General features: G+C 63.0%; 24 protein-coding genes, 1 tRNA gene and 1 pseudogene. 21 read left to right on the top strand and 5 right to left on the bottom strand.

Going from position 1 to position 22,878, the window contains the following annotated elements:
• Positions 1 to 304 precede the first annotated feature (304 nt).
• Genes ED21_RS03030 through aroA form a run of 3 tightly spaced genes read right to left on the bottom strand, consistent with a single transcriptional unit; the run spans position 305 to position 2,511 of the window.
• Positions 305 to 928 (bottom strand): d(CMP) kinase, encoded by a 624-nt coding sequence (locus ED21_RS03030; RefSeq protein WP_006832357.1) that lies wholly within the window; start codon positions 926 to 928, stop codon positions 305 to 307.
• Positions 925 to 1,200: a hypothetical protein gene (locus tag ED21_RS03025; RefSeq protein WP_006832356.1), complete on the bottom strand. Its 276-nt coding sequence runs from the start codon at positions 1,198 to 1,200 to the stop codon at positions 925 to 927. Before ED21_RS03025 ends, ED21_RS03030 begins: the two co-directional genes overlap by 4 nt.
• The gene (gene aroA, locus ED21_RS03020) at positions 1,201 to 2,511 is read right to left on the bottom strand and encodes a 3-phosphoshikimate 1-carboxyvinyltransferase (protein ID WP_034921279.1); all 1,311 of its coding nucleotides are present in this window, start codon (positions 2,509 to 2,511) and stop codon (positions 1,201 to 1,203) included.
• Between the two features lie 165 nt (positions 2,512 to 2,676).
• Here aroA and ED21_RS03015 point away from each other — a divergent pair, with 165 nt between their 5' ends.
• The 6 genes from ED21_RS03015 (at position 2,677) to ED21_RS15310 (ending at position 6,644) form a co-directional block, all read left to right on the top strand.
• Complete coding sequence (locus ED21_RS03015) at positions 2,677 to 3,018, top strand: FYDLN acid domain-containing protein (RefSeq protein ID WP_006832354.1); 342 nt, start codon at positions 2,677 to 2,679, stop codon at positions 3,016 to 3,018.
• Positions 3,019 to 3,119: 101 nt separating this feature from the next.
• Positions 3,120 to 3,195: transfer RNA gene (locus ED21_RS03010), tRNA-Ala, on the top strand.
• 177 nt (positions 3,196 to 3,372) lie between these two features.
• A complete protein-coding gene (ffh, locus tag ED21_RS03005) occupies positions 3,373 to 4,872 on the top strand; it encodes a signal recognition particle protein (RefSeq protein ID WP_006832353.1) in 1,500 nt (499 codons plus the stop codon).
• Positions 4,873 to 4,911: 39 nt separating this feature from the next.
• A complete protein-coding gene (gene rpsP / locus ED21_RS03000) occupies positions 4,912 to 5,382 on the top strand; it encodes a 30S ribosomal protein S16 (protein ID WP_006832352.1) in 471 nt (156 codons plus the stop codon).
• A gap of 8 nt (positions 5,383 to 5,390) precedes the next feature.
• The gene (rimM, locus tag ED21_RS02995) at positions 5,391 to 5,876 is read left to right on the top strand and encodes a ribosome maturation factor RimM (protein ID WP_006832351.1); all 486 of its coding nucleotides are present in this window, start codon (positions 5,391 to 5,393) and stop codon (positions 5,874 to 5,876) included.
• 33 nt (positions 5,877 to 5,909) lie between these two features.
• Complete coding sequence (locus tag ED21_RS15310) at positions 5,910 to 6,644, top strand: DUF5818 domain-containing protein (protein WP_156787236.1); 735 nt, start codon at positions 5,910 to 5,912, stop codon at positions 6,642 to 6,644.
• Here ED21_RS15310 and ED21_RS02985 read toward each other — a convergent pair.
• Positions 6,641 to 7,561, bottom strand: coding sequence for an NAD(P)/FAD-dependent oxidoreductase (locus ED21_RS02985; RefSeq protein WP_006832348.1), 921 nt, complete (start codon positions 7,559 to 7,561; stop codon positions 6,641 to 6,643). The two genes, ED21_RS15310 and ED21_RS02985, sit on opposite strands and share 4 nt — an antisense overlap.
• A gap of 56 nt (positions 7,562 to 7,617) precedes the next feature.
• Here ED21_RS02985 and ED21_RS02980 point away from each other — a divergent pair, with 56 nt between their 5' ends.
• From ED21_RS02980 to ED21_RS02910, 15 genes are all read left to right on the top strand, one after another.
• Entirely contained in the window at positions 7,618 to 8,568 is a 951-nt protein-coding gene (locus tag ED21_RS02980; protein ID WP_006832347.1) for a carbon-nitrogen hydrolase family protein, read from the top strand.
• Positions 8,565 to 8,888 (top strand): hypothetical protein, encoded by a 324-nt coding sequence (locus ED21_RS15580; protein ID WP_006832346.1) that lies wholly within the window; start codon positions 8,565 to 8,567, stop codon positions 8,886 to 8,888. Before ED21_RS02980 ends, ED21_RS15580 begins: the two co-directional genes overlap by 4 nt.
• Complete coding sequence (gene trmD / locus ED21_RS02970) at positions 8,885 to 9,712, top strand: tRNA (guanosine(37)-N1)-methyltransferase TrmD (RefSeq protein WP_006832345.1); 828 nt, start codon at positions 8,885 to 8,887, stop codon at positions 9,710 to 9,712. The genes ED21_RS15580 and trmD overlap by 4 nt, the downstream gene beginning before the upstream one ends.
• A 13-nt stretch (positions 9,713 to 9,725) precedes the next feature.
• A complete protein-coding gene (gene rplS, locus ED21_RS02965; RefSeq protein ID WP_006832344.1) occupies positions 9,726 to 10,094 on the top strand; it encodes a 50S ribosomal protein L19 in 369 nt (122 codons plus the stop codon).
• Positions 10,095 to 10,507: 413 nt separating this feature from the next.
• Entirely contained in the window at positions 10,508 to 12,757 is a 2,250-nt protein-coding gene (locus ED21_RS02960; protein ID WP_034921272.1) for a S9 family peptidase, read from the top strand.
• An 84-nt stretch (positions 12,758 to 12,841) separates the two neighbouring features.
• Positions 12,842 to 13,867 carry an aspartate-semialdehyde dehydrogenase gene (locus ED21_RS02955; protein ID WP_006832342.1) on the top strand — a complete coding sequence of 342 codons (1,026 nt, stop codon included), beginning with the start codon at positions 12,842 to 12,844 and terminating at the stop codon, positions 13,865 to 13,867.
• On the top strand, positions 13,864 to 14,457 hold the full coding sequence (locus ED21_RS02950; RefSeq protein WP_006832341.1) for a hypothetical protein: 594 nt from the start codon (positions 13,864 to 13,866) through the stop codon (positions 14,455 to 14,457). The genes ED21_RS02955 and ED21_RS02950 overlap by 4 nt, the downstream gene beginning before the upstream one ends.
• Before the next feature lie 25 nt (positions 14,458 to 14,482).
• Complete coding sequence (locus tag ED21_RS02945; RefSeq protein ID WP_006832340.1) at positions 14,483 to 15,130, top strand: 2-hydroxychromene-2-carboxylate isomerase; 648 nt, start codon at positions 14,483 to 14,485, stop codon at positions 15,128 to 15,130.
• Positions 15,127 to 15,882: an alpha/beta fold hydrolase gene (locus ED21_RS02940; protein WP_006832339.1), complete on the top strand. Its 756-nt coding sequence runs from the start codon at positions 15,127 to 15,129 to the stop codon at positions 15,880 to 15,882. The genes ED21_RS02945 and ED21_RS02940 overlap by 4 nt, the downstream gene beginning before the upstream one ends.
• Positions 15,861 to 16,400, top strand: coding sequence for a hypothetical protein (locus ED21_RS02935; RefSeq protein WP_156787232.1), 540 nt, complete (start codon positions 15,861 to 15,863; stop codon positions 16,398 to 16,400). The genes ED21_RS02940 and ED21_RS02935 overlap by 22 nt, the downstream gene beginning before the upstream one ends.
• Before the next feature lie 65 nt (positions 16,401 to 16,465).
• Positions 16,466 to 18,319: a M2 family metallopeptidase gene (locus ED21_RS02930; RefSeq protein WP_006832337.1), complete on the top strand. Its 1,854-nt coding sequence runs from the start codon at positions 16,466 to 16,468 to the stop codon at positions 18,317 to 18,319.
• Positions 18,313 to 19,323, top strand: coding sequence for a YncE family protein (locus ED21_RS02925; RefSeq protein WP_233995691.1), 1,011 nt, complete (start codon positions 18,313 to 18,315; stop codon positions 19,321 to 19,323). Before ED21_RS02930 ends, ED21_RS02925 begins: the two co-directional genes overlap by 7 nt.
• Complete coding sequence (locus ED21_RS02920; RefSeq protein WP_006832335.1) at positions 19,320 to 19,781, top strand: RimK/LysX family protein; 462 nt, start codon at positions 19,320 to 19,322, stop codon at positions 19,779 to 19,781. The genes ED21_RS02925 and ED21_RS02920 overlap by 4 nt, the downstream gene beginning before the upstream one ends.
• A complete protein-coding gene (rimK, locus tag ED21_RS02915) occupies positions 19,778 to 20,683 on the top strand; it encodes a 30S ribosomal protein S6--L-glutamate ligase (RefSeq protein ID WP_006832334.1) in 906 nt (301 codons plus the stop codon). The genes ED21_RS02920 and rimK overlap by 4 nt, the downstream gene beginning before the upstream one ends.
• On the top strand, positions 20,680 to 21,411 hold the full coding sequence (locus ED21_RS02910) for an SIMPL domain-containing protein (protein ID WP_006832333.1): 732 nt from the start codon (positions 20,680 to 20,682) through the stop codon (positions 21,409 to 21,411). The genes rimK and ED21_RS02910 overlap by 4 nt, the downstream gene beginning before the upstream one ends.
• An 8-nt stretch (positions 21,412 to 21,419) precedes the next feature.
• Here the strand turns inward: ED21_RS02910 and ED21_RS02905 are convergent.
• A pseudogene (locus tag ED21_RS02905) lies at positions 21,420 to 22,874 on the bottom strand (AMP nucleosidase); the annotation flags it as partial.
• Between the last annotated feature and the right edge of the window lie 4 nt (positions 22,875 to 22,878).

The raw sequence follows: 22,878 nt of genomic DNA, 5'->3' as shown, positions 1-22,878 counted from the left end.
CACACCATTGCGCGGGCCGTACGGGGCAAGAGGGCCGTGTTCTCCGCGAGGCCGGATGCCGCCGCGAAGGTCCATCGAATCCGGGGGATTTGGTGAACGGGCGCGCGCCTAGGCCGAAATGGGCGGGAAAGCAAGGAAAATACGGCCTCGCACCCTACAGGATGGAACGGATGGAACACGGTCCTGGGAGAAAGTCTGTCGAGCCCGCCAGAGCGCCTGCACTTGCCGGAATTCTGCGGGTCGGTGAGGGTGGCGAGGTTCATGACCGCATGGCTGCCACAGCGCGCCGCCTGTAGGAAAGCGGCTATTCCTGAATGGCCTGCCGGACCGCCTCGATCGCGGCGGCAATCGCCTCGTCCTTTCCGAGCGCGCTGGTGTCGATCACCATGGCGTCGCCAGCGGGAACGAGCGGGGCGACATCGCGGGTGCGATCCCGCTCGTCACGGGCGCGGAGGTCGTCCTGGATGGCTTCCAGCGTCACTTCGACACCGCGGTCCTGCATTTCGAGGAAACGCCGCCGGGCGCGCGCCTCGACGCTGGCGGTGATGAAGAGCTTGGCTTGCGCCTCGGGCGCGATAACCGTGCCGATGTCGCGCCCGTCGAGCACGGCACCGCCGGCCTGCGTTGCGAAGCTGCGCTGACGCTCAAACAAGGCCTGGCGTACGGCGGGGTGGATGGAGACGCGGCTCGCCAAGCCGCCTGTTTCCTCGTTCCGTAGGTGGGGATCGTACAGCAGACTGTCAGGAAAGCTGGTAGCGACCAGCGCGTCGCCGCCGTCGTCCGGATTGCCGCCGTCGAGGAACACCTGCCGGCCCACTGCGCGATAGAGCAGGCCCGTATCGAGATGCGGAAGACCGAAATGCGCCGCCAGCGCCTTGGCAATCGTGCCCTTGCCCGATGCGGTCGGTCCGTCGACGGCGATGATCATACGGTTTCGACCTCGGCCGCCTTCGGTTTGCGCAGCGCCTTGGCGATGCCGAACAGAGCGATACCCATCCAGACGATTTCCAGCACCATGGTTGGCAGGTTGAAATTGACGGTCAGCGACACCGTCAGCAGCGCTGCCCCGATGAAGTTGACCATGTTGAACAAGAGCAGGTTAAGCTGCTTCGCCATGTTCGAATAGGCAAAGGCGGCGACGATGCAGAAGCTGCCGGCAAAGCCGATGAGGTCGGCGGCGAAGGAGGAAATTCCGGGCATTTATGGGGCTCCAGCCTTGTCGAGCAAGGCGATGAAATTGGGGAAGCTGGTCGCGATAGGCTCGGCGCTGTCCACGCTGACGCCGTTTTCGCTGGCCAGGCCCGCAACCGCCATGCTCATGGCGATGCGGTGGTCGAGATGGGTTGTAATGGGGCCGCCACCGGCAAGCGGCTTGCCGCCGCTGCCATGAATGACCAGCCCGTCGTCGCGCTCCTCTACCGTGCCGCCCGCAAGTTGCAAGGCGGCGGCCATGGCCGACAGGCGATCGCTTTCCTTGACGCGCAATTCTTCGAGACCGCTGGTGACGGTCGTGCCCTCGGCAAGCGCGGCGGCGACAAAAAGTACGGGAAACTCGTCGATCATGCTGGAGGCGATGTCGGGATCGACCTCGATGCCCTTGAGCTGCGCGTAGCGCACGCGCAGGTCCGCCACCGGCTCGCCGCCTACTTCGCGCTGGTCAAGATAGCCGATGCGCGCGCCCATCTGTTCGAGCACGCGGTAAATCCCGTTGCGGGTTGGGTTGAGGCCGACATTCTCGATCACGAGATCGCTTCCCGGCACCACGCTCGCAGCGACCGCGAAAAACGCGGCAGAAGAAGGATCGCCCGGAACGGTGATATCGCAGGGCGTGAGGTCACATGTACCAGTAAGCGAGATGACGCGTTCGCCGTCCGCCTCCTCGACCTGCACCTCGACACCGAAGCCGCGCAGCATTCGCTCGGTGTGGTCGCGGGTGGGAACGGGCTCGATCACAGTGGTGGTGCCGGGCGTGTTGAGACCGGCAAGCAGCACCGCGCTTTTTACCTGCGCGCTCGCGACGGGCAGGCGGTAGCGGATCGGCACGGCCGGCTGCATCCCTTCCAACACCAGCGGCAGCGTGCCGCCGGGGGAGGGGGTGAAGCTGGCGCCCATGGTGGAAAGCGGATCGATCACGCGGCCCATCGGGCGCCTGGACAGGCTCGCATCGCCGGTGAAGGCGGCGGTAATGCCGTGGCTGGCGACGAGGCCCATGAGGAGCCGCGTCGACGTGCCCGAATTGCCCATGTCGAGCGCTTGTTCTGGCTGAAGCAGCGTGCCGACTCCCACGCCGTCGACCACCCAGTCCTCGCCGTCCTTTTCGATCACCGCACCCATGGCGCGCAAGGCGGCGGCGGTGGCAAGCACATCCTCGCCCTCGAGCAGGCCCGTGATACGGCTGCGCCCCACAGCCAGCGCACCGAACATCAGCGCGCGGTGGCTGATCGACTTGTCGCCCGGCACGCGGATGCGTCCGGTCAGCGGGCCCTGATACGAGAAGCGGTGCGAGGTCACGAAAGCGTATCCATATGAACGCGGCGCTTTGACAGCGCACACGGGTTCTGGCAAGGCGCGCGCGCTGCAGGTTCCTCCCCCTTTACTTTAGGGCGATGGAGCCCACCTTTAGCCAAGAATTTTTCGTCTCGTCCTCGCGGCGGGGCCAGTATCCAAGGATTACACATGGTCAAACCTGAATGGGGCACCAAGCGGACCTGCCCGAACTGCGGCACCCGCTTTTACGATCTTAACAAGGAAGATCCCGTCACCTGCATCGAATGCGGTGAAGAGTGGACGCCCGAGCCCGTGCTCAAGTCCAAGCAGCCGATCCTCGCCGAGGTAGAGAAGAAGGACAAGAAGGGCGAGGCCGATTCCGACCTGTCCGGCGACGACGATGACGATCTGGACATCGACATCGACGAAGACGACGATTCGCCCGACAACGAGGTCGATCTTGGCGGCGACGACGACCTCGGCGTCGAGACGAAGTCCAAGGGCGACGACGACAACGCGGATGAAAGCTGATCTAGCCTAAAATAGCTGTTGCATTGCGGGAGGACCCCTTATATTGGGCGCCTCCCGCAAGGGTGACGCACCTCCCAGGATGCGTCAGCGAAAAATGGCTCGGGGCCTTAGCTCAGCTGGGAGAGCGCTACAATGGCATTGTAGAGGTCAGCGGTTCGATCCCGCTAGGCTCCACCATTTTCCCGGATTTGATGGTAGCAGGTCGTGGCGACGGCTGCGGCTTGCTTCCACCACACCCGGGCACACGTTTGGGTTTCATAGGGGTCTGACCCCACGCTGGCCGACGAGTTCTCGTCCGCCGGCGTTTTTCGCGTTTATTCGGACCTAAGGCGGTTCGGAAGGAGTAGAACAGGTATGTTCGACAATCTGTCCGACCGGCTCGGGAATGTCTTTGACAAGCTAAAGGGCCGCGGCTCGCTGTCCGAAGGCGACGTGCGCGAAGCCATGCGCGAAGTGCGCATTGCGCTGCTCGAAGCCGATGTCGCGCTGCCCGTCGTGCGACGCTTCATCGATGCGGTCACCGAAAAGGCGATCGGTTCGGAAGTCCTCAAATCGGTCACGCCCGGCCAGCAGGTCGTCAAGATCGTCAATGACGAGCTCGTCGAAATGCTCGGCGGCGACGGCGAAGATGCCGAACCGCGCGATCTGAACCTCAACGCCAAGCCGCCGGTCGTTATCATGATGGTCGGCCTGCAGGGTTCGGGTAAGACGACCACGACCGCCAAGCTCGGCAAGCTGCTGCGCGAAAAGCACGGCAAGAAGTCGATGATGGCCTCGCTCGACGTCAACCGTCCGGCAGCGCAGGAACAGCTCAAGATTCTCGGCGAGCAGGTCGATGTCGCGACGCTGCCGATCATGCCGGGCCAGCAGCCGGTCGATATCGCGCGGCGCGCAATGGAAGCTGCCAAGCTGGCCGCTGCCGACGTGCTGCTGCTCGATACGGCGGGCCGTCTCCACGTCGACGAAGCGCTTATGGCCGAAATGAAGGCCATCTCGAATGTGTCGGCACCGACCGAGGTTCTCCTCGTGGTCGACAGCCTTACCGGTCAGGATGCGGTAAACGTCGCGCAGAGCTTCACCGGCGAAGTGCCGCTGACCGGTGTGGTGCTGACCCGCATGGACGGCGATGCGCGGGGCGGTGCGGCGCTGTCGATGCGCTACGTCACGGGCAAGCCGGTCAAGTTTGCCGGTACGGGCGAAAAGCTCGACGCGATCGAAGCCTTCGATCCGAGCCGTGTTGCCGGCCGCATCCTAGGCATGGGCGATGTCGTGTCGCTGGTCGAGAAGGCCGCGACGGCGATCAAGGAAGAAGAGGCCGAAGCGCTCGCCAAGAAGATGGCGAAGGGCGAATTCGACCTCGACGATCTGCGCATGCAGCTTCGCCAGATGCAGAACATGGGCGGCCTCGGCGCGCTGGCCGGCATGATGCCGGGCATGAAGAAGGCCAAGCAGGCGATGCAGCAGTCGGGTATGGATGACAAGGTCCTCGTCCATATGGACGCGATCATCGGCTCGATGACACCGAAGGAGCGCAAGTTGCCCAAACTGCTCAACGCCAAGCGCAAGAAGCGAGTGGCGGCCGGCTCGGGCACGCAGGTCCAGGACGTGAACAAGGTGCTCAAGATGCACCAGGAAATGGCCAAAGCCATGAAGCAGATCAAGAAGATGGGCGGGCTCAAGGGTCTCGGCGCGCTGTTCGGAAAGGGTGGCATGGGTGCCGCCATGCCTGGACTTGGCGGCTCTTCGGGCGGACCGGGCGCAGGGCTTCCGGGACTCGGTGGAGGCGGCAAGGGCCCCTCGGTCGATCCCGACACGCTGCCCGCCGATCTGCGTGACATGTTGAACAAGAAATAACCGAAATTACCGATATTTACATTCGAAAGGTGAAGTAAAATGGCAGTTGCAATTCGTCTGTCGCGCGGTGGCGCGAAGAAGCGTCCGTACTACCGCATCGTCGTGTCGGACTCGCGCAGCTCGCGCGACGGCAAGTATCTCGAGCAGATCGGCACCTACAACCCGATGATGCCGAAGGATTCGGGCGAGCGCGTGAAGCTCGACGAAGACCGTGCGCGTCACTGGCTCTCGGTCGGCGCCCAGCCGTCGGACCGCGTCCACCGCTTCCTCGACGCCGCCGGCATCCTTGAGCGTGCGCCGAAGAACAACCCCAAGAAGGGTGAGCCGGGCGAAGCCGCCAAGGAACGCGCCGAAGAAAAGGCTGCCAAGGAAGCCGAAGCCGCTGAAGCTGCGAAAGCTGCTGAAGAAGAAGCCAAGGCTGAAGCCGAAGCTCCGGCCGAAGAAGCTGCTGAAGAAGCACCGGCTGAAGAGGCTGCTGCCGAAGAAGCTACCGAAGACAAGGGCGAGTAATCGCGCCCATGCAGGACACACCCGTCACGCTGGCAGCCGTCACCGGTGCGCATGGCGTGGCGGGCGAAGTCCGTCTGAAGTTGTTCGGGGAAGGGCTGGAAGGCCTCAAACCGCACAAGAGCTTCAACGAGGGGGCGCTGACCCTATCCAAGCTCCGCAGCGACAACAAGGGCGGCGCCATTGCGCGCTTCGCCGAAGTCGCGGACCGCACCGCCGCCGAGAAACTGCGTGGCACCGTCCTCACCGTCCCGCGCGAGGCGCTTCCCGCGCTGGAAGAGGGCGAATTCTACTATTCCGATTTGTTGGGCCTCCCTGTCGTCACCGACACGGGCGAGGCGGTCGGCCGCGTCTGCGCGGTCGAGAATTTCGGCGCGACCGAGATCGTCGAAATAGAGAAGCCCGACGGCAAGAAATTCATGGTTCCGCTAACGAGACAGGCCGTGCCGGGGTGGGATAGCGAGAAGCTTATGGTAAACGCAGACTTCGCCGAATAGGAACATGCGGCGAATGAACCCCGTTGGCCTGCCATGACCTACCTTCTCAGATCACTCGCACTTCCGTTGTTTATAGGGCTCGCCGCTTGCGGTTCATCCGAAGGCCAGCGCGACCCAGGCGGTTCCGACCTGCCGGCCGAGACGGACGCCGGGGCGGAAGGCCGCCTTGATCGGCCCGACCTCGCGACGGGTGAAATTACCGTCGAAGGCCGTATCGAGGCCGGAGTAGAATGCCCGATCCTTCGCACTCCCGATGGTGACACTTGGGCGCTTGCGCTTGGGGAAGAGGCATTCGGCCCGGGCGATTATGTCCGGATCACCGGAGATCGAGCGGAAATGAGCATGTGTCAGCAAGGCCGCGGCACGATCGAGCCAAATCGTATCGATTCCATCGCCCCACCCGCACGTGACCGCGATCCCTCCCGGGCAGGAGGACAGAAACTGAGCGCAAGCTACCTTACCGGCGTGTGGGTAGCTAAAGGCGTATCCGCCGATTGCGATAATCCCGATTTCTTCATCCGTCGCACGTCGGGCGGTCTCGTGATGGAGGCTGATATCGCCGATCATGATGACAATGCGCTCGTGATCCTGGGCGATTATCCGCGCCTCGACCTCGACGAGCCGATGCCGGATCTGCCGATGGAAAGCCGCGGTCCGGATGGGGTCGCAATCCTGCGTCCTGCAACGGATGCAGCCTATGATCCGGTCAAGATCGGGTCGGCCACGATAACCGGCGACGGCGTCGTCTTCATCAAATGTTCGGGCTAACGCCTTAAGGGCATTATTTCGGCCAGGTAATTGCGGATTGCGGTCGAGGCGACGCCGGCCTGCCCCATGGCGTGGCTGATCTGATCCAGCCCGAGCACCACGTCACCCGCGGCGAAGAGGCCGGACACGCTCGTTTCGAGATGATCGTCCACCAGCACGCAGTCTTGGTCGCTTACCTTGGCGCCGCAGGACTGCGCCAAGCCCGACCGCACGACCGAGCCGAGCGCGGGATACATCGAATCGAACCGCATGCGCCCTTCGGCTGTGTCGAACACGATCGCGCCATTCTCCACCGCGAAATCCCCGCAAGGGCCCGCGACGCGCTTGATGCCCGCTTCATCCAATGCCTTGCTGCATGTGTCCGACAGATCGTGATCGCCGCCGGGGGAAACCAGCGTGATATCGCTGGTATAGGTGCGGAGGAACTGCGCTTCGGCTGTACCGTGGTCGCCGGTGCCGATCACCGCGACCTTTTTGTCGGTCACCTCGTACCCGTCGCAGACCGGGCAATAGCGGATGAGCCCGCGCGAGAGGGCCTCGTCATGCAACTGCTCGTCGATGCCTTCGGGGCGGTTGTTGACCACGCCGGTCGCGAGCAGGACAGTGCGCGCGCGATAGCTCTCGTCGTCGCAGGTGACGGTGAAGCATTCGTCCGGCTTGGTGAGATCGGTAACTCGCTTGGGCTCGCGCATGGCGCCGTATTTCGCCGCCTGATCGCGCATCCGGTCGAGCAATTCCTCGCCATTGATGCCATCGGGAAAGCCGGCGTGGTTGCGGCTGGTCGGGATCCAGCTCGCACGGCTGGTGCCGCAATCGAACAGGCGGATGTCGAGGTGGTAGCGCGCCAGATAGATCGCCGCCGTCAAGCCCGCAGGCCCGGCGCCGATGATGATGCAGTCGTCGATTGGTTCGCTCATGCCGGGGTTAACGCGCGGGATGGCAAAACGGTGCCGCCCGCGCTAACCGCCCATGCATGACCACGCTGAACGTCGCCATCGTCCAAGCCGCGCCCATTCCGCTCGCCATTGGCGACGGGATCGAAAAGGCCGTACGCCTGGCGCGTGAGGCGGTGGAGGGCGGGGCGCAGCTGGTCGCGTTCGGCGAGACGTTTCTTGGCGGCTATCCGCTGTGGCTCGACGAGGCGCCCGGCGCGGCTTTGTGGGACCATCCCGGCACCAAGGCGCTGCACCGAATCCTGCTCGAACAGGCCGTGGTGGCCAATGACGAGCGGCTGCTGCCCTTGCAGGAGCTCGCCGACGAGAGCGGCGCGGTCATCAGCATCGGCGCTCATGAGCGGGTGCGGTCGAGCCTCTACAACAACCAGATGACCTTCCGGCCCGGCCTGCCCGTGCTCGACCACCGCAAGCTAGTGCCCACCCATGGCGAGCGCCTTGTCTGGATGCGCGGCGACGGCTCGACGCTGGGCGTGCACCAGGCGGAGTGGGGCAAGGTCGGCTCGCTGATCTGCTGGGAGCACTGGATGCCCTTGGCGCGGGCGGCAATGCACAACCTTGGCGAAAGCGTACACGTCGCCTGCTGGCCCACCGTGCGCGAAGAATACGCGCTCGCCTCGCGGCATTATGCGATGGAGGGTCGCTGCTTTGTGCTCGCGGCGGGGCTGGTGCAGGCAAAGGACGATCTGTTCGACGGACTGGAGCGTGCCGGTGCCGGTGCGGCAGCGAAGGAGCTCATCGAAGCAATCGAGGGCGATGCGCTCAATCGCGGCGGTTCGATGATCATCGCGCCCGATGCGTGGATCATGGCTCAGGCGGGCGAGGGAGAGGAAACGCTGTATGCAGATCTCGACCTCAACGAGATCGGGCAGGGGCTAACGAGCCTTGACACGGACGGCCACTATTCCCGACCCGATGTGTTTGAGTTGAAGGTTGATACACGAGCGAAGAGCGGGGTCGATTGGGTATGACCGATTTTACCGCAGTGTTAGACATTACGATTGCGATTGTTTTCGCAGGAAGCTGCTCCTTCGTCGTCAGGTCGTTGAGCGCGGACGGAAGACTTAAGAACTGGTGGTTCTGGATCGCGGTTGTTCCGCTACTTTCGTTAGGACTCGCTATTTCTATAATGCTTTTCCCTCGAACGGGATCACTCGATTTCAACGCTGGCAGAGCTGACTTCGTTGCATTGACTTTTTACGGATTGATACTGCCAGTAGGTTATCTGCTAATTACGATCCCCTTGTTCCTAATCTGGCGCTCCATCAAAAAGCGGATCGGTGAGGCATGACCTTCGCCGCCACTATCCTGACCCTCTATCCCGAGATGTTCCCTGGGCCGCTGGGCGTGTCGCTTGCGGGCAAGGCGCTCGAGCGGGGGGGCTGGTCGTGCGAGACCGTCCAGATCCGCGATTTCGCGCAGGACAAGCATCGTACGGTCGATGACACGCCGGCAGGCGGCGGAGCGGGCATGGTGCTCAAGGCCGATGTGCTGGGGCGGGCGCTCGATCATGTGATTACGAGCCACCAAAACTCCGTTCGCACTGAGCCTGTCGAAGTGCAGGCGGCGCGCGAAACCGTTCATACTTCGACAGGCTCAGCACGAACGGATGCAGGTGTTGCGCCGCTCCCCATCCTCGCCATGACACCGCGCGGGAAGCCCATCACGCAGGCGCGTATTCGAGAAATCGCGGCCGGCCCCGGCGTCGCCATTCTGTGCGGGCGGTTCGAGGGCTTCGACGAGCGGATTTTCGACCATTACCCCGAGATCGAGCAGGTCAGTCTTGCCGATATCGTCCTGTCGGGCGGGGAGACCGCGGCTATCGCCATACTCGACGCTTGCATTCGGCTGCTTCCCGGAGTAATGGGCGCGCCCGATAGCGGAGTCGAAGAGTCCTACGAGAACGGGCTCATCGAATATCCGCAATACACCCGACCCCAGGAATGGGAAGGGCGCACGATCCCTGAAGTGCTGCGATCGGGGGATCATGCGAAGATCGCTGCTTGGCGCAAGGCAAGGAGCGAGGAAGACACACGGTTACGCAGGCCGGACCTTTGGGATCGCTACAGTGGCGATCGGGACCAGTCTGCCTCTGATGCGCGGCAAAAGAAGTAGGAAGACCAGGCCAATGAACCTGATCCAGCAGCTCGAAGCCGAAGCTATCGAAAACCTCGGCAAGGACATTCCCGAATTTCGCGCAGGCGACACCGTCCGCGTCGGCGTGAAGGTTGTCGAAGGCACCCGCGAGCGTGTCCAGAATTTCGAAGGCGTTGTCATTGCCCGCTCGAACCGCGGCATGGGCAGCAACTTCACCGTCCGCAAGCTTTCGTTCGGTGAAGGCGTGGAACGTGTGTTCCCGGTGTATTCGCCGATCGTCGACAGCATCACCGTGGTCCGCCGCGGTATCGTGCGTCGCGCGAAGCTTTACTACCTGCGCGGCCGCACCGGCAAGCGCGCGCGTATCGCGGAACGCCGCGACAACGCGCCGAAGTCCTGATTTCTGGGGCGTAAAGCTTCTCGCAAGAGACAAGGGAAGGGCGGTCCTGCGGGGCCGCCCTTTTCGTTTGCGCGATCGCCTTTTCCACGTCGCACAAGAAATAAGGGCGACCTCCCTGAAGAGGCCGCCCCAATGCGCACAAGAAATAAGGGCGACCTCCCAGAAGAGGCCGCCCTTGTCACGTGGGGATCATGATGAGCCGAAATCGGCCCGGTCTTGATGCCGCCGGGAAGCCTGTGAGCCGGAAGTGGCCGCCCGGTGACAAGGACAGTTTCTGACAGCCGCACCTTAAGAGAATTTAAGGAGACGCGCTTAACTCGAATTTAAGCATAAAAACCCGTGTTGCGGTGGTGGCGCTTGCTTTCGCCTTCCGCCCTTGCGAGGACGCCTGGCGATTGATTCCGGGAGAGAACATGAAGTCGCTCAACCTCGCCGCCGCCCTCGTACTGGGCACGTGCCTCAGCGCCCCGGCCTATGCCGACCACCATTCCCCAGCGCAGGAGAAAGCCGCCATGGACCTCACCTTCGAGCGGGTCTTTGCCTCGCCCAGCCTCGACGGGCCGAGCCCGCGGCAGGCCAAGCTCTCGCCCGATGGCCGTTATCTCACCGTGTTGCGCAACCGCGAGGATGATCTGGCCCGCTACGACCTTTGGGCCTTCGACCGCGAGACGGGCGAGTGGTTGATGCTGGTCGATAGCGAGAAGGTGGGCTCGGGCCGCGAATTGTCCGAGGACGAGAAGATGCAGCGTGAGCGTGCGCGCGTGGGTAATCTTTTAGGGATAATCAGCTACGAATGGACCTCGAACGGCAAGGCCATCCTCGTCCCTCTGGATGGAGACCTCTACCTCGCCAGCCTCGACGGGCAGGTGGTGCAGGTCACCGATACCGAGGAAAGCGAGCTTAATCCCGCGCTGAGCCCGCATGGCAACTACATCAGCTTCGTGCGCGACCGCCAGCTGTGGGTCGGCGAGGTGATGGGCGAGGCCGCGCCGATCACGCCCAAGGAAGGCGCCGACATTCGCTGGGGCGAGGCCGAATTCGTCGCGCAGGAGGAAATGGCGCGTATCGACGGGTACTGGTGGAGCCCGGACGAGAGCCGCATCGCGGTCGAGCGCTTCGATGAAAGCGGGGTCGGCATCGTGACACGCGCCGCAATCGGGGCGACGGGGACCAAGGTCTTCGACCAGCGCTATCCGGTGGCGGGCAGCGACAACGCCGTGGTCGAACTCTATGTGATGGATCTTAACGGCCAGAACCGCGTGAAGGTTGACCTCGGCGACAACCCCGACATCTACCTCGCCCGCGTCGACTGGTCGGGTAACGATCTCTACGTGACCCGCCAGAACCGCGAGCAGACGGTGATGGACATCCTGCGTGTCGACTCCGCTACGGGTGAGAGCCAGGTGCTGTTCACCGAAAACGCGGCAGTCGAGGACTACTGGATCAACCTCGGCAGCGACTACAAGTGGCTGGATAATGGCAATCTCGTCTGGTGGTCGGAGCGTGACGGCTATGGCCACCTCTACCTGCTCGACGAAGCGGGTAAGACCGGTTGGACCCAGCTGACCAGCGGCGAGTGGGTCGTCACCAAGCTGGTCGGCGTCGACCAGCGGGCCGGGCGCGTGTTCTTCCAAGGCACGAAGGATGGTGTGCTCGAGCAGCACGTCTATTCCGTCGACCTTGCTAATCCCGGTGCAATCACCCGCCTGACCGAGCTTGGCTACACCCACTCGGCGAGCATGGACGGCAAGGGGCAGACGCTGCTCATCAGCCGCTCCAACGACGACCGTCCGCCGCAAAGTTATATCGCTGATGCCACCGGCCAGCGGCTCGCCTGGATCGAGGAAAACGCGCTGGACGCAGACCACCCCTACGCGCCCTTCCTCGCCAGCCACCGCCCGACCAAGTACGGCACCATCCCCGCAGAAGACGGCACGCCGCTGTATTGGGAAATGGTCACGCCCGAGATGGCGCCGGGGAAGAAATATCCGGTCTACTACTACCACTACAGCGGTCCGGGCCCGCAGATCGTCAACAAGGGCTGGAATGGCGCTCTCAGGCAGGCAATTGTCGACAAGGGCTATATCTGGTTCGCGCTCGACAATCGTGGCAGCGCCAACCGCGGCGTCGCCTTTGAGCAGCCGATCTACCGCGCCATGGGCGGGGTCGAGGTGCGCGATCAGAAGGCGGGTGCGGAGTACCTGAAGACGCTCGATTTCGTCGATCCGGACAAGATTGCCATCGATGGCTGGTCCTACGGCGGTTACATGACTCTCAAGCAGTTGCAGGCCGATCCCGGCTTGTACGCCGCCGGCATCTCGGGCGCGCCGGTCACGCGGTGGGAACTCTACGATACTCATTACACTGAACGCTACATGGGCACGCCGCAGGACGATGCCGAGGCCTATGAGGCCGCGTCCGCCATCCCGAACGCCACGAAAATCACCGATCCGCTCCTGCTGATCCACGGCATGGCGGACGACAACGTCGTATTCGAAAACGCGACCGAGGTGATCTCGGCGATGCAGGAGGCCAATGTGCCGTTTCAGATGATGCTGTATCCCGGCTACACGCACCGCGTCTCCGGCGAGCAGATCAGCCCGCACCGCTACAACACGGTGTTCCGCTTCCTCGAGCATCATGGCGTGACGCCCCCGGAATGAACCTTTCGCGCCCGCAATCGAATGTGCGCTTGCGGGCGCGAAACCAATCGCTATCTCGGCGGCAATTCATATTGGAGAAGTGCATTGGGTTATCGTGTTGCCGTAGTCGGCGCGACCGGGAATGTCGGGCGCGAAATAATGCAGGTCCTCGCCGAGCGCGAGTTTCCCTGTGACGAGGTGGCAGCCGTGGCATCCAGCCGCAGCCACGGCAGCGAAGTCGAATTCGGCGACACGGGCAAGATGCTCAAATGCAAGAACATCGAGCATTTCGACTGGTCCGGCTGGGATATTGCGCTGTTTGCGGCCGGAAGCGGCCCGGCTAAGGAATACGCGCCCAAGGCGGCGGCGGCCGGCTGCGTGGTGATCGACAACAGCTCGCTCTACCGCATGGACCCCGACGTGCCGCTGATCGTGCCGGAGGTGAACCCCGAGGCAATCCACGAATACAAGAAACGCAACATCATCGCTAATCCCAACTGCTCGACCGCGCAGCTGGTGGTGGCCTTGAAGCCGCTGCACGATGCCGCGACGATCAAGCGTGTTGTCGTCTCGACCTACCAATCGGTTTCCGGCGCGGGCAAGGCGGGCATGGACGAGCTGTTCCAGCAGAGCCGCGCGATCTTCGTCGGCGATCCCGTGGTGCCGGAAAAGTTCACCAAGCAGATCGCTTTCAACGTCATCCCGCACATCGATGTCTTCATGGACGATGGCTCGACCAAGGAAGAGTGGAAGATGGTGGTCGAGACCAAGAAGATCCTCGATCCCAAGATCAAGCTGAATGCAACCTGCGTGCGCGTGCCGGTCTTCGTCGGCCATTCGGAAAGCGTGAATATCGAGTTCGAGAACGAACTGTCGGCGGAACAAGCACAGGAAATCCTGCGCGAGGCGCCCGGCATCATGCTGATCGACAAGCGCGAGGACGAGGGATACGTGACCCCGGTCGAAAGCGCCGGTGACAGCGCCACCTACATCAGCCGCGTGCGCGACGATCCGACGGTCGACAACGGCATCGCTCTGTGGTGCGTGTCGGACAACCTTCGCAAGGGCGCGGCGCTCAACGCGGTGCAGATCGCCGAATTGCTCGGCCGCGAATGTCTGAAAAAAGGATGAGGCACCTTCTGGTTCTTGCCGGTTCGATTGCCCTCGTATCGTGCGGGGGCGATCGCGACGCGAAATCGCAGAGCGGTGAGGAGCAATCCGGCGACAGACCGGACAGCCCTTTGATCACGCGCTACGACGACTTGGCTGCAGTCGTAAATGCGAATGGCGCGTCGCCTTATCAGGGCCAGGGTATCCAGTTCGGCGCGCAGCGCGAGGAAGTCGATGCGGCGTTCCAACAGGCTTTCGGCAATGCGCCCGAACGTTCGACCAACCAGGATTGCGGCGCGGGTCCGATGGAATTCAGCCGGTTCGGCCCGCTGCAACTCGGCTTCATGGATGGCCGGTTTGCCGGTTGGTATCTGCAGGAAAGTCCGATCGGCGGAGCCGGGGCGAAGGACGGCGTCGCCACCAGCGACGGCGTACGACCCGGCGTGACCTTGCTTTCCGACCTCAAGTCCGAGCGCCCGGTGCGCGAGCTTGAGACGACGATCGACGGCGAATTCCAGTACGAGACGATGGATTACGGCACGGTAACCGGCTTTGCCGATGGTGATGGCATCGCCGCGCTGCAGGCCGGAATAGGCTGCGTCTTCCGCTGAGCAGGCTTGCCTGTATAGAAGCGGCATGACCCTGACCGCAGATCTCTATTTCAGCTTCCGTTCGCCCTACAGCTATCTCTCCGTCGGGCGTTATCGCGCGATGACCGAGGATTATGATCTCAAGATCGCGCTGAAACCGGTGTATCCGCTGGCCATCCGCCAGCCCGATTTCTTTGAGCGTAATCATCCGAATTGGCTGGGCTACACCATGCGCGACATGATCCGCGTGGCACAGTTCCACGGCATCCCCTTCGGCGCGCCTCGGCCCGATCCGATCATCCAAGACATGGCGACGCGCGAGATCGCCGAGGACCAGCCCTACATCCGCCGCGTTACCCGCATGGGTCAGGCCGCCGCCCGGCGTGGGGCAGGGCTCGTCTTCGCCGTAGAAGCGGGAAGGATGATCTGGGGCGGGCAGGAGGGCTGGCACGAGGGCGGTCACCTCGACCACGCTCTGGAAGCCGCGGGCCTAGGCGTCGAGGAGATCATCGCCGAGGTCGAGGGCGACGCCGAGCGACTTGATGCCGAGATCGCCGCCAATCAGGACGCTCTTGAAGCCAACGGCCATTGGGGCGTTCCGACTCTGGTCTTCGACGGCGAACCCTTCTTCGGGCAGGACCGCATCGAAATGGTGCAATGGCGCATGGAACAGCAGGGGCTGACGAAGCGATGAAAATGGAGATCTTCGAGAGCTTCGATGGCACGAAGCTGGCGCTGCATAGGTCGGGCGAGGGCAGGCCGCTGGTGCTCTTGCACGGCCTCTTCTCCAGTGCGGAGATGAACTGGATCAAGTGGGGGCACGCGCAGCTTCTGGCGGAGCGCGGCTTCGAGGTCCTGATGCTCGATTTCCGTGTCCATGGCGAAAGTGCTGCGCCCGAGGACCCTGCGGCTTATCCGCAGAACGTGCTGGTGCGCGATGTCGCGGCGCTGGTCGAGCATCTCGCGCTGGAGGATTACGACCTCGGCGGTTTCTCGCTTGGCGCGCGCACTTCGCTTCACGCGGTGGCGCATGGGGTGCTCGAACCGGCGCGGCTGATCGTCGGCGGCATGGGGACGGCAGGGCTTGGCGAATGGGCCAAGCGCAGCGCTTTTTTCAAACGCGTGATCGACGAGTTCGACGCGATCCCGCGCGGCGATCCGGCCTATTTCTCGATGCAGTTCCTGAAATCGCAGGGCGTGAACCGGGTTGCGGCGCGGTTGCTGCTCGACACCATGCCCGATCTCGACCTTGCTATGCTGTCCGATGTCACCGTGCCGACGCTGGTCGTCTGTGGCAACGAGGACCGTGACAACGGCTCGGCAGAGGAGCTGGCCGCGCTCCTTTCGGACGCCACCTACGCCGAAGTGCCCGGCACACATATGGGCAGCGTCACCAAGCCCGACCTCGGCCAGACGATGGCCGATTGGCTCGCACGTACGGCGTGAACCTCCTTGTGCGCTACTGGTGGGTCGTGTGGCTCGCAGGACTGATTGTCTTCGCGCTCCTGCGAATTCCGCACGCACCGCTCGCAATCAAGGACGTTCCGGGCGGAATCCTCGATCACCAGGCGGCGGGTACAGCTGTGGAAGTCTGGCGCATCCAGCAGGCCTGGAAGGATGCCGGCCTGCTCGGCCATGCCCGATGGGGAATGATCGGGGACTTTGTTTTCATCGGCGTCTATGGCTTGGGCTGCATCCTTGCGGGCTTGTTCTTTCGCGCCCAGCCACCTGCATGGCTGCGGCGTTTGGGATGGGTCGCCCTTGTTTCGGGACTGGTCTTCCTGGTGACCGATTACGGGGAAACCATCGCCCAGTTCATCCAGCTCGTGCAATTTGCCGGAAACGATACGCTCGCCGCGCTTGCCGCATTCCTGCAACCGATCAAGATCGCTGCGTGGATCATTGCAAGCCTTGCCGTGCTTTCGGGCATCGTCGTGCGGAGGATGACGCGCGGCAACGCTTGATTCCCTCTCGGTGGAGGTGCAATCGTGTCTCGATGGAAAAACAACCCTTTCGGGAAAGGTCACCTATGAAATTCGCACCCGTCGCGCTGTCCGCGCTCGCCATTTCGCTCGCCGCCTGCAGCACCGCCAATGCAGAACCTGCCCCGGCAGCCACCGCAGCGGTCGCCGATCCCTATCCGATGACGCCCCAGGGCGCGGCGGACTGGGTGGCGATGGTCGAAAAGGACCTGTTCGATTTCTCGGTGGAATACGGCCGCGTGCTGTGGGTGAATTCGACCTACATCGTGCACGACAGCAATATGCTGGCGGCGAAATACGGCGCTGAATCGACCGAGAAGTCGGTTGCCTACGCCAACAAGGCGGCCGAATATGCGCGCGTGGAGGGCCTCGATCCGGAAGTTGCGCGCAAGCTCGACATGCTTCGCAACGGGATTGTCATGCCCGCGCCGGTCAGGGATGGAGCAGCCGCCGAACTTGCGCGCATATCGACCGAGCTGGGGGCTGCGTACGGTCAAGGTCGTGGCACGCTCGACGGTGAGGAAATCAACGGGTCCGACATCGAGGCCGCGATGGGCGCTCTCGACCTCACCCCGGCCCAGAAGGCCGAGATGTGGGAAAGCTGGCACAACAATGTCGGTGCCCCGATGCGCGCCGATTACCAGCGCATGATAGCCATCGCCAACGAAGGCGCGCAGGAACTCGGCTTCGATGATCTGGGCGCGATGTGGCGTTCCAACTACGACATGGACCCGGACCAGTTCGCCGCCGAGACCGAGCGGATGTGGCAAGAAGTGAAGCCGCTCTACATGGCGCTGCACACCTATGTCCGCAGCAAGCTCAACGAGAAATACGGCGACGCGATCCAGCCCGCCACCGGCCCGATCCGCGCCGACCTGCTCGGCAATATGTGGGCGCAGGAATGGGGCAATATCTATCCGCTGGTCGCCCCCGAAGGGACGGGCGATCTCGGATACGATCTGACCGACCTTATCGAAGAGAAAGGCTATGACGAGGTCCGGATGGTCCGCGTGGGCGAAGACTTCTTCTCCTCGCTCGGCTTCGAACCGCTGCCCGAAACCTTCTGGGAGCGTAGCCAGTTCACCAAGCCCGCCGATCGCGAAGTGGTCTGCCACGCCAGCGCCTGGGACGTAGACAATGTCGACGACCTGCGCATCAAGATGTGCATCAAGCGCAACGCGGACGATTTCATCGTGATCCACCACGAGCTGGGCCACAATTACTACCAGCGCGCCTATAACGAGCAGGACTATCTCCATCTCAACGGCGCGAACGACGGGTTCCACGAAGCCATCGGCGACATGATCGCGCTGTCGATCACGCCGGAGTACCTCGTCCAGATCGACATGCTCGATCCCGCCGACGTGCCCAGCGCCGACAAGGACATCGGCCTGCTGCTGCGCCAGGCGATGGACAAGATCGCCTTCCTCCCCTTCGGCCTGATGGTCGACCGTTATCGCTGGGGCCTGTTCAACGGCGATATCCCCGCGGACAGCCTAAACGCCGGGTGGAACGATCTGCGCCTCGAATACCAGGGCATCACCCCGCCGGTCGCGCGTGACGAAAGCCAGTTCGATGCCGGCGCGAAGTACCACATCCCGGGCAATGTCCCTTACACGCGCTACTTCCTCGCGCGGATCCTGCAGTTCCAGTTCTACAAGGCTGCCTGCGACCAGGCCGGCTGGGAAGGTCCGCTGCACCGCTGTTCGTTCTACGGCAACGAGGAAGTCGGCAAGAACCTCGACGCCATGCTCGAAATGGGCGCCAGTAAGCCCTGGCCCGATGCGCTGGAAGCCTTCACCGGCGAACGCCAGATGAGCGGCAAGGCGATGGTCGAGTATTTCGCGCCGCTCAAGGCGTGGCTCGACGAGCAGAACGAAGGCAAGCCGCAAGGGTGGTAAGAACCCGCTTCGCCCTCGTTCCGGCCTTGCTTGCCGCCGCCTGCGCGCCCATTTCCGAACAGGCGCCGGTGGCGGCGAGCGATCCGCAAGTAAGCGGTGCGCTCTTCGTCGCGGGCAAGTTCGGCAACACGCTCGCCAAGGTCGATCTTGCAAGCGGCGAGGAAGTGGTGCGGGTGGACAGTTGCGCCAATCCGCATGAGCTGGCGACCTCGCCCGACGGGAAGTTCGTCGCGCTGGCCTGCTACGGCGGGACCAGCGTCGACATCTTCCGGACCGATACGCTGGCGCGCGTGAAAAGCATCGAGCTTGGCGAAAACGCCCGGCCTCACGGGATTGTCTGGCACGCCAACGGCGATCTCTATTCCACCGCGGAAGGCCGCCAGTCCGTCTTTGTGATCCGCGATCCGCTGGGCGAGACGCGGACCTACGAATATGCGACCGGCAAGCGCGGCAGCCACATGATCGCGGTCTCGCCCGATGCCATGCATGCCTGGACGACCGACCTTGGCTCGCGGACCGTGACGCGGGTGGATCTCGTCACCCGCCGCTCGCCCCAGTCTGCGGCGGTCGGGGAAGAACCCGAAGGCATAGCGCTCTCGCCCGACGGCGAAACCCTGTGGGTCTCGGCGCGGGGCTCCGACATGGCCTATGCGCTCGATCCGCAAAGCCTCGAGAGGATCAAGGACGTGCCGGTCGGCGATTTCCCGTTGCGCATCGCGATCCGCCCGCAGGGAGACTACGCGGTCACGTCGGACCTCGCCGATGGCGCGCTCTCGGTAATCGACCTCGCGACCGGCGCGAAGACCCGCACCATCGCGGTGTCGAGCCGCGAGGAAGCCGAAGCCAAAACGCAGGTGACCATCCTCTGGTCACCCGATGGCGAGCGCATCTATGTCGCCGAAACCATGGCCAACACGATCGCTGAAGTCGATTTCACCAGCGGCGACGTGCTGCGACGCCTGCCGGGCGAGGGCGGTGGCGACGGAATAGCGATTATCGAATGACCAGACGCAAGGAACTGCCCGTCGTCGGCTGGCGGGAGCTCGTGCACCTGCCCGAGATCGGCCTCCACGCCATGCCCGCCAAGATCGACACAGGCGCACGCACCTCGTCGCTGCACGGCACGGTGCTTGAGGAATTCGAGCGGGACGGACAGCGAATGGTCCGTTTTGCCGTCGATTTCGAACAGCAGCACGTCCGCCAAGTGTGCGAGGCGGTGCATGTCGATGTGCGCGGTATCACCAGCTCGAACGGCGGGACCCAGTACCGCTACGTCATCAAGACGCCGCTGCGGATCGGCGACACGGAATTCCGCGCCGAGATCAGCCTTGCCGACCGCAGCGACATGAAATTCCCGATGCTCATCGGACGCTCATCGCTGCGTCGGCGATTTGTAGTGGACTCGGGATATTCGTGGCTGCAGACGCCGGAAAAGAAGGTCCAGAAAGGCCACAAGCCATGAAAATTGCGATGCTTGCCCGCAACCCGAACCTCTATTCCCACAAGCGATTGAGAGAAGCGGCAGAACAGCGCGGGCACGAGTTCGATATCCTCAACACTACGCGCTGTACGGTCCACATCGCCAGCCACCGGCCCGAGGTCTATTACGAGGGCAAGCCCTGTATCGGCTATGACGCGGTCATCCCGCGTATCGGCGCCTCGATCACCAACTATGGCCTCTCGATCCTGCGCCAGTTCGAGATGCGCGGCTGCTGGCCTCTGAACGAGAGCGTCGCCATCGGGCGTAGCCGCGACAAGCTGCGCAGCATGCAGATCCTTGCCAAGCACGGGCTGGGTCTGCCGCTGACCGCCTATGCCAATGATCCCAAGCAGGCCGAGGAAATCATCAAGGCGGTGAACGGTCCGCCGGTGGTCATCAAGCTGCTCGAAGGCACGCAGGGCATCGGCGTGGTGCTGGCCGAAACGATGTCGTCGGCCAAGTCGGTGATCGAAGCTTTTCGCGGGGCCAACGTCAACATTCTCGTGCAGGAGTTCATCAAGGAAGCGGGCGGGACCGACATCCGCGCTCTGGTGGTCGGCGGCAAGGTCGTCGCGACGATGAAGCGCACCGGCGCAGCAGACGATTTCCGCAGCAACCTCCACCGCGGCGGCAGCGCCGAGCTCATCAAGATCACGCCCGCCGAACGCTCGACCGCAGTCAGCGCCGCCAAGCGCATGGGCCTGAACGTGTGCGGCGTCGACATGCTGCGGTCCAACCACGGCCCGGTGATCATGGAGGTGAACAGCTCGCCCGGCCTCGAAGGCATTGAAAACGCCACCGGCAAGGACATCGCCGGGATGATCATCGACTACATGGCCGCCAACGCGAAGGTCGGGAAAACGAAGACGAAGGGGAAGGGATGATGAAAGGGCTGTTACTGTTTTGCCTTTTATTGTTGGGCGCTTTCCAGCCGCTCCATGCGCAGACCTCTCGCGCGCAACCAGAAATACTGCCAAATGAAACAATAATCCGCGTGAAGGGCGAAGGTCTGGTTCGCTACAAACCCGAGGTTTTGCTCGTATCCATAGGTGTGGCGACGACAGCAGAGACGGCCGAAAAAGCTTTGTTCGATAATAATGAAAAGTCTCTGGCTCTAATCGAGGAAATTCGCGCTGTCGGCATCCCTGCCAGCGACGTGCAAACTAGAGATCTGGAGGTCGAACCAGTCTACTCGGAGAGCGAAGAAGTCGATGAAGTCATTGGATGGAGGGCGGCAAACACTTTTTCCGTCTACACTCGCAAGCTCGACGAGGCCGGAGAGATGATCACTCGTCTTTTCGAAGCGGGCGGTAACACACTTGACGGGCCGAGCTTTGACCTCACTGACGAGACGAAAAGGAAGGCTACTCGGGAAGCCGAAGCTAAAGCGCTAGCTGAGGGTAGGGATCAGGCTGAGGCGACTGCAAAAGCCCTTGGCATGAGGATCTTCAGGACTTTGCTAGTTTCCGATAGTCGCGTGGATTTCAACGGGGGAGGCGGCTTTATCGTCGTAACGGGCAGTCGCATCAGACGGCCGAAGGTCCCCATCGAACCCGGTGAGATCGAAGTCGATGCTACTTATAGCATCGAGTACGCATTGGTCCCTGAGTAAGGCGCCTTCTACCTAAACGGCGGCTCGTTGAACGCCCGCAACTTCCGACTGTGCAGCTTCGGGCCTTCCTGCCGCAGCAAGTCGCAGGCCGTCACGCCGATCTGCAAGTGGGCCGCGATGGCTTCCTCGTAGAACTTGTTCGCCTGGCCCGGCAGCTTGATCTCGCCGTGCAGTGGCTTGTCCGAGACGCATAGCAGCGTGCCGTAAGGGACGCGGAAGCGGTAGCCTTGCGCGGCGATGGTGGCGCTTTCCATGTCGATGCCGACCGCGCGGCTCAAGGACAGGCGCTTGGCCGATTGGGTGTAGCGCAGTTCCCAGTTGCGATCATCGGTGGTGACGACGGTGCCGGTGCGCATGCGCTTCTTCAAATCGCTGCCGTGTTCGCCCGAGACCGCTTCGGCCGCGCCAGCGAGAGCCTGTTGGACCTCGGCAATGGCGGGGAGGGGTATTTCGGGCGGGAGGACCGGGTCGAGCACGTGATCGTCGCGCAGGTAAGCATGCGCGAGCACGTAGTCGCCGATCTTCTGGCTGGGACGAAGGCCGCCGCAGTGGCCGATCATCAGCCAGGCTTCGGGACGGAGCACCGCGAGGTGGTCGCAGATGGTCTTGGCGTTGGACGGACCCACGCCAATGTTGACCAGCGTTATCCCGCCACGCCCTTCGCCGACGAGGTGATAGGCGGGCATCTGGTGCCGGCGCCACGCTGTGTCGGACAGCTGCGCGCGCGCGTTATCGGTCTGCTCGGTCAGCAGGAGCCCACCGGCACCGGCCAGCGCAGTGTAGCCGTTCTTGCCCAGCTGCGCCCCGGCCCAGTCGACGAATTCGTCGACATAGCGGTGGTAGTTGGTGAAGAGGATAAAGCGCTGGAAGTGCTGGACATCGGTGCCTGTGTAGTGGGCGAGGCGCGCAAGGCTGAAATCGGTGCGCAGGCCATCGAACAGCGACAGCGGGATGGGGTCGTTCGGATTGTCGAGCTCGATGCCATCCGCCAGTTCGTCACCGATGTCCGCAAGGTCGGTGGAGGGGAAATGGCGCGCGATCTCGTTGGGATCGATGCCGGCCAGCTCCGCGCCAGCCTGCCCGTCGAGGACATAGGGGAAGGGGATTTCCTGACGCGAGGAGCCGACTACGACCTCGACCTCGTAATTGCTTTCGATCAGCTCGATCTGCTCGCGCAGATATTCGCGGAACAGGCTCGGCTTGGTCACGGTCGTTGCATAGAGGCCCGGAGTGTTGAGGCGGCCGAAAGCACGGCTGGCGCCTTCGGGCATCTCGCCCCCACGGAAGAGGACGCGCAGTTCGGGATAGGCGTAGCTGCCATCCTTCCGGCGTTCGGCGGGCGGCGTCTCACGCTCGCGGCCGAAGGCGATGACATCGTCCCGCAGCCGTGTGACGGCGGCGTCGTAGACGGACTGAAGCTTGTCGAGAATCTGTTCGATCGAATCCATATGGGCCTTTTTCTCCTGG

It is taken from the genome of Erythrobacter sp. SD-21, from assembly GCF_000181515.1.
In the GTDB taxonomy this organism is placed as follows: domain Bacteria; phylum Pseudomonadota; class Alphaproteobacteria; order Sphingomonadales; family Sphingomonadaceae; genus Qipengyuania.
This window is presented reverse-complemented; position numbering and strand designations above follow the sequence as displayed.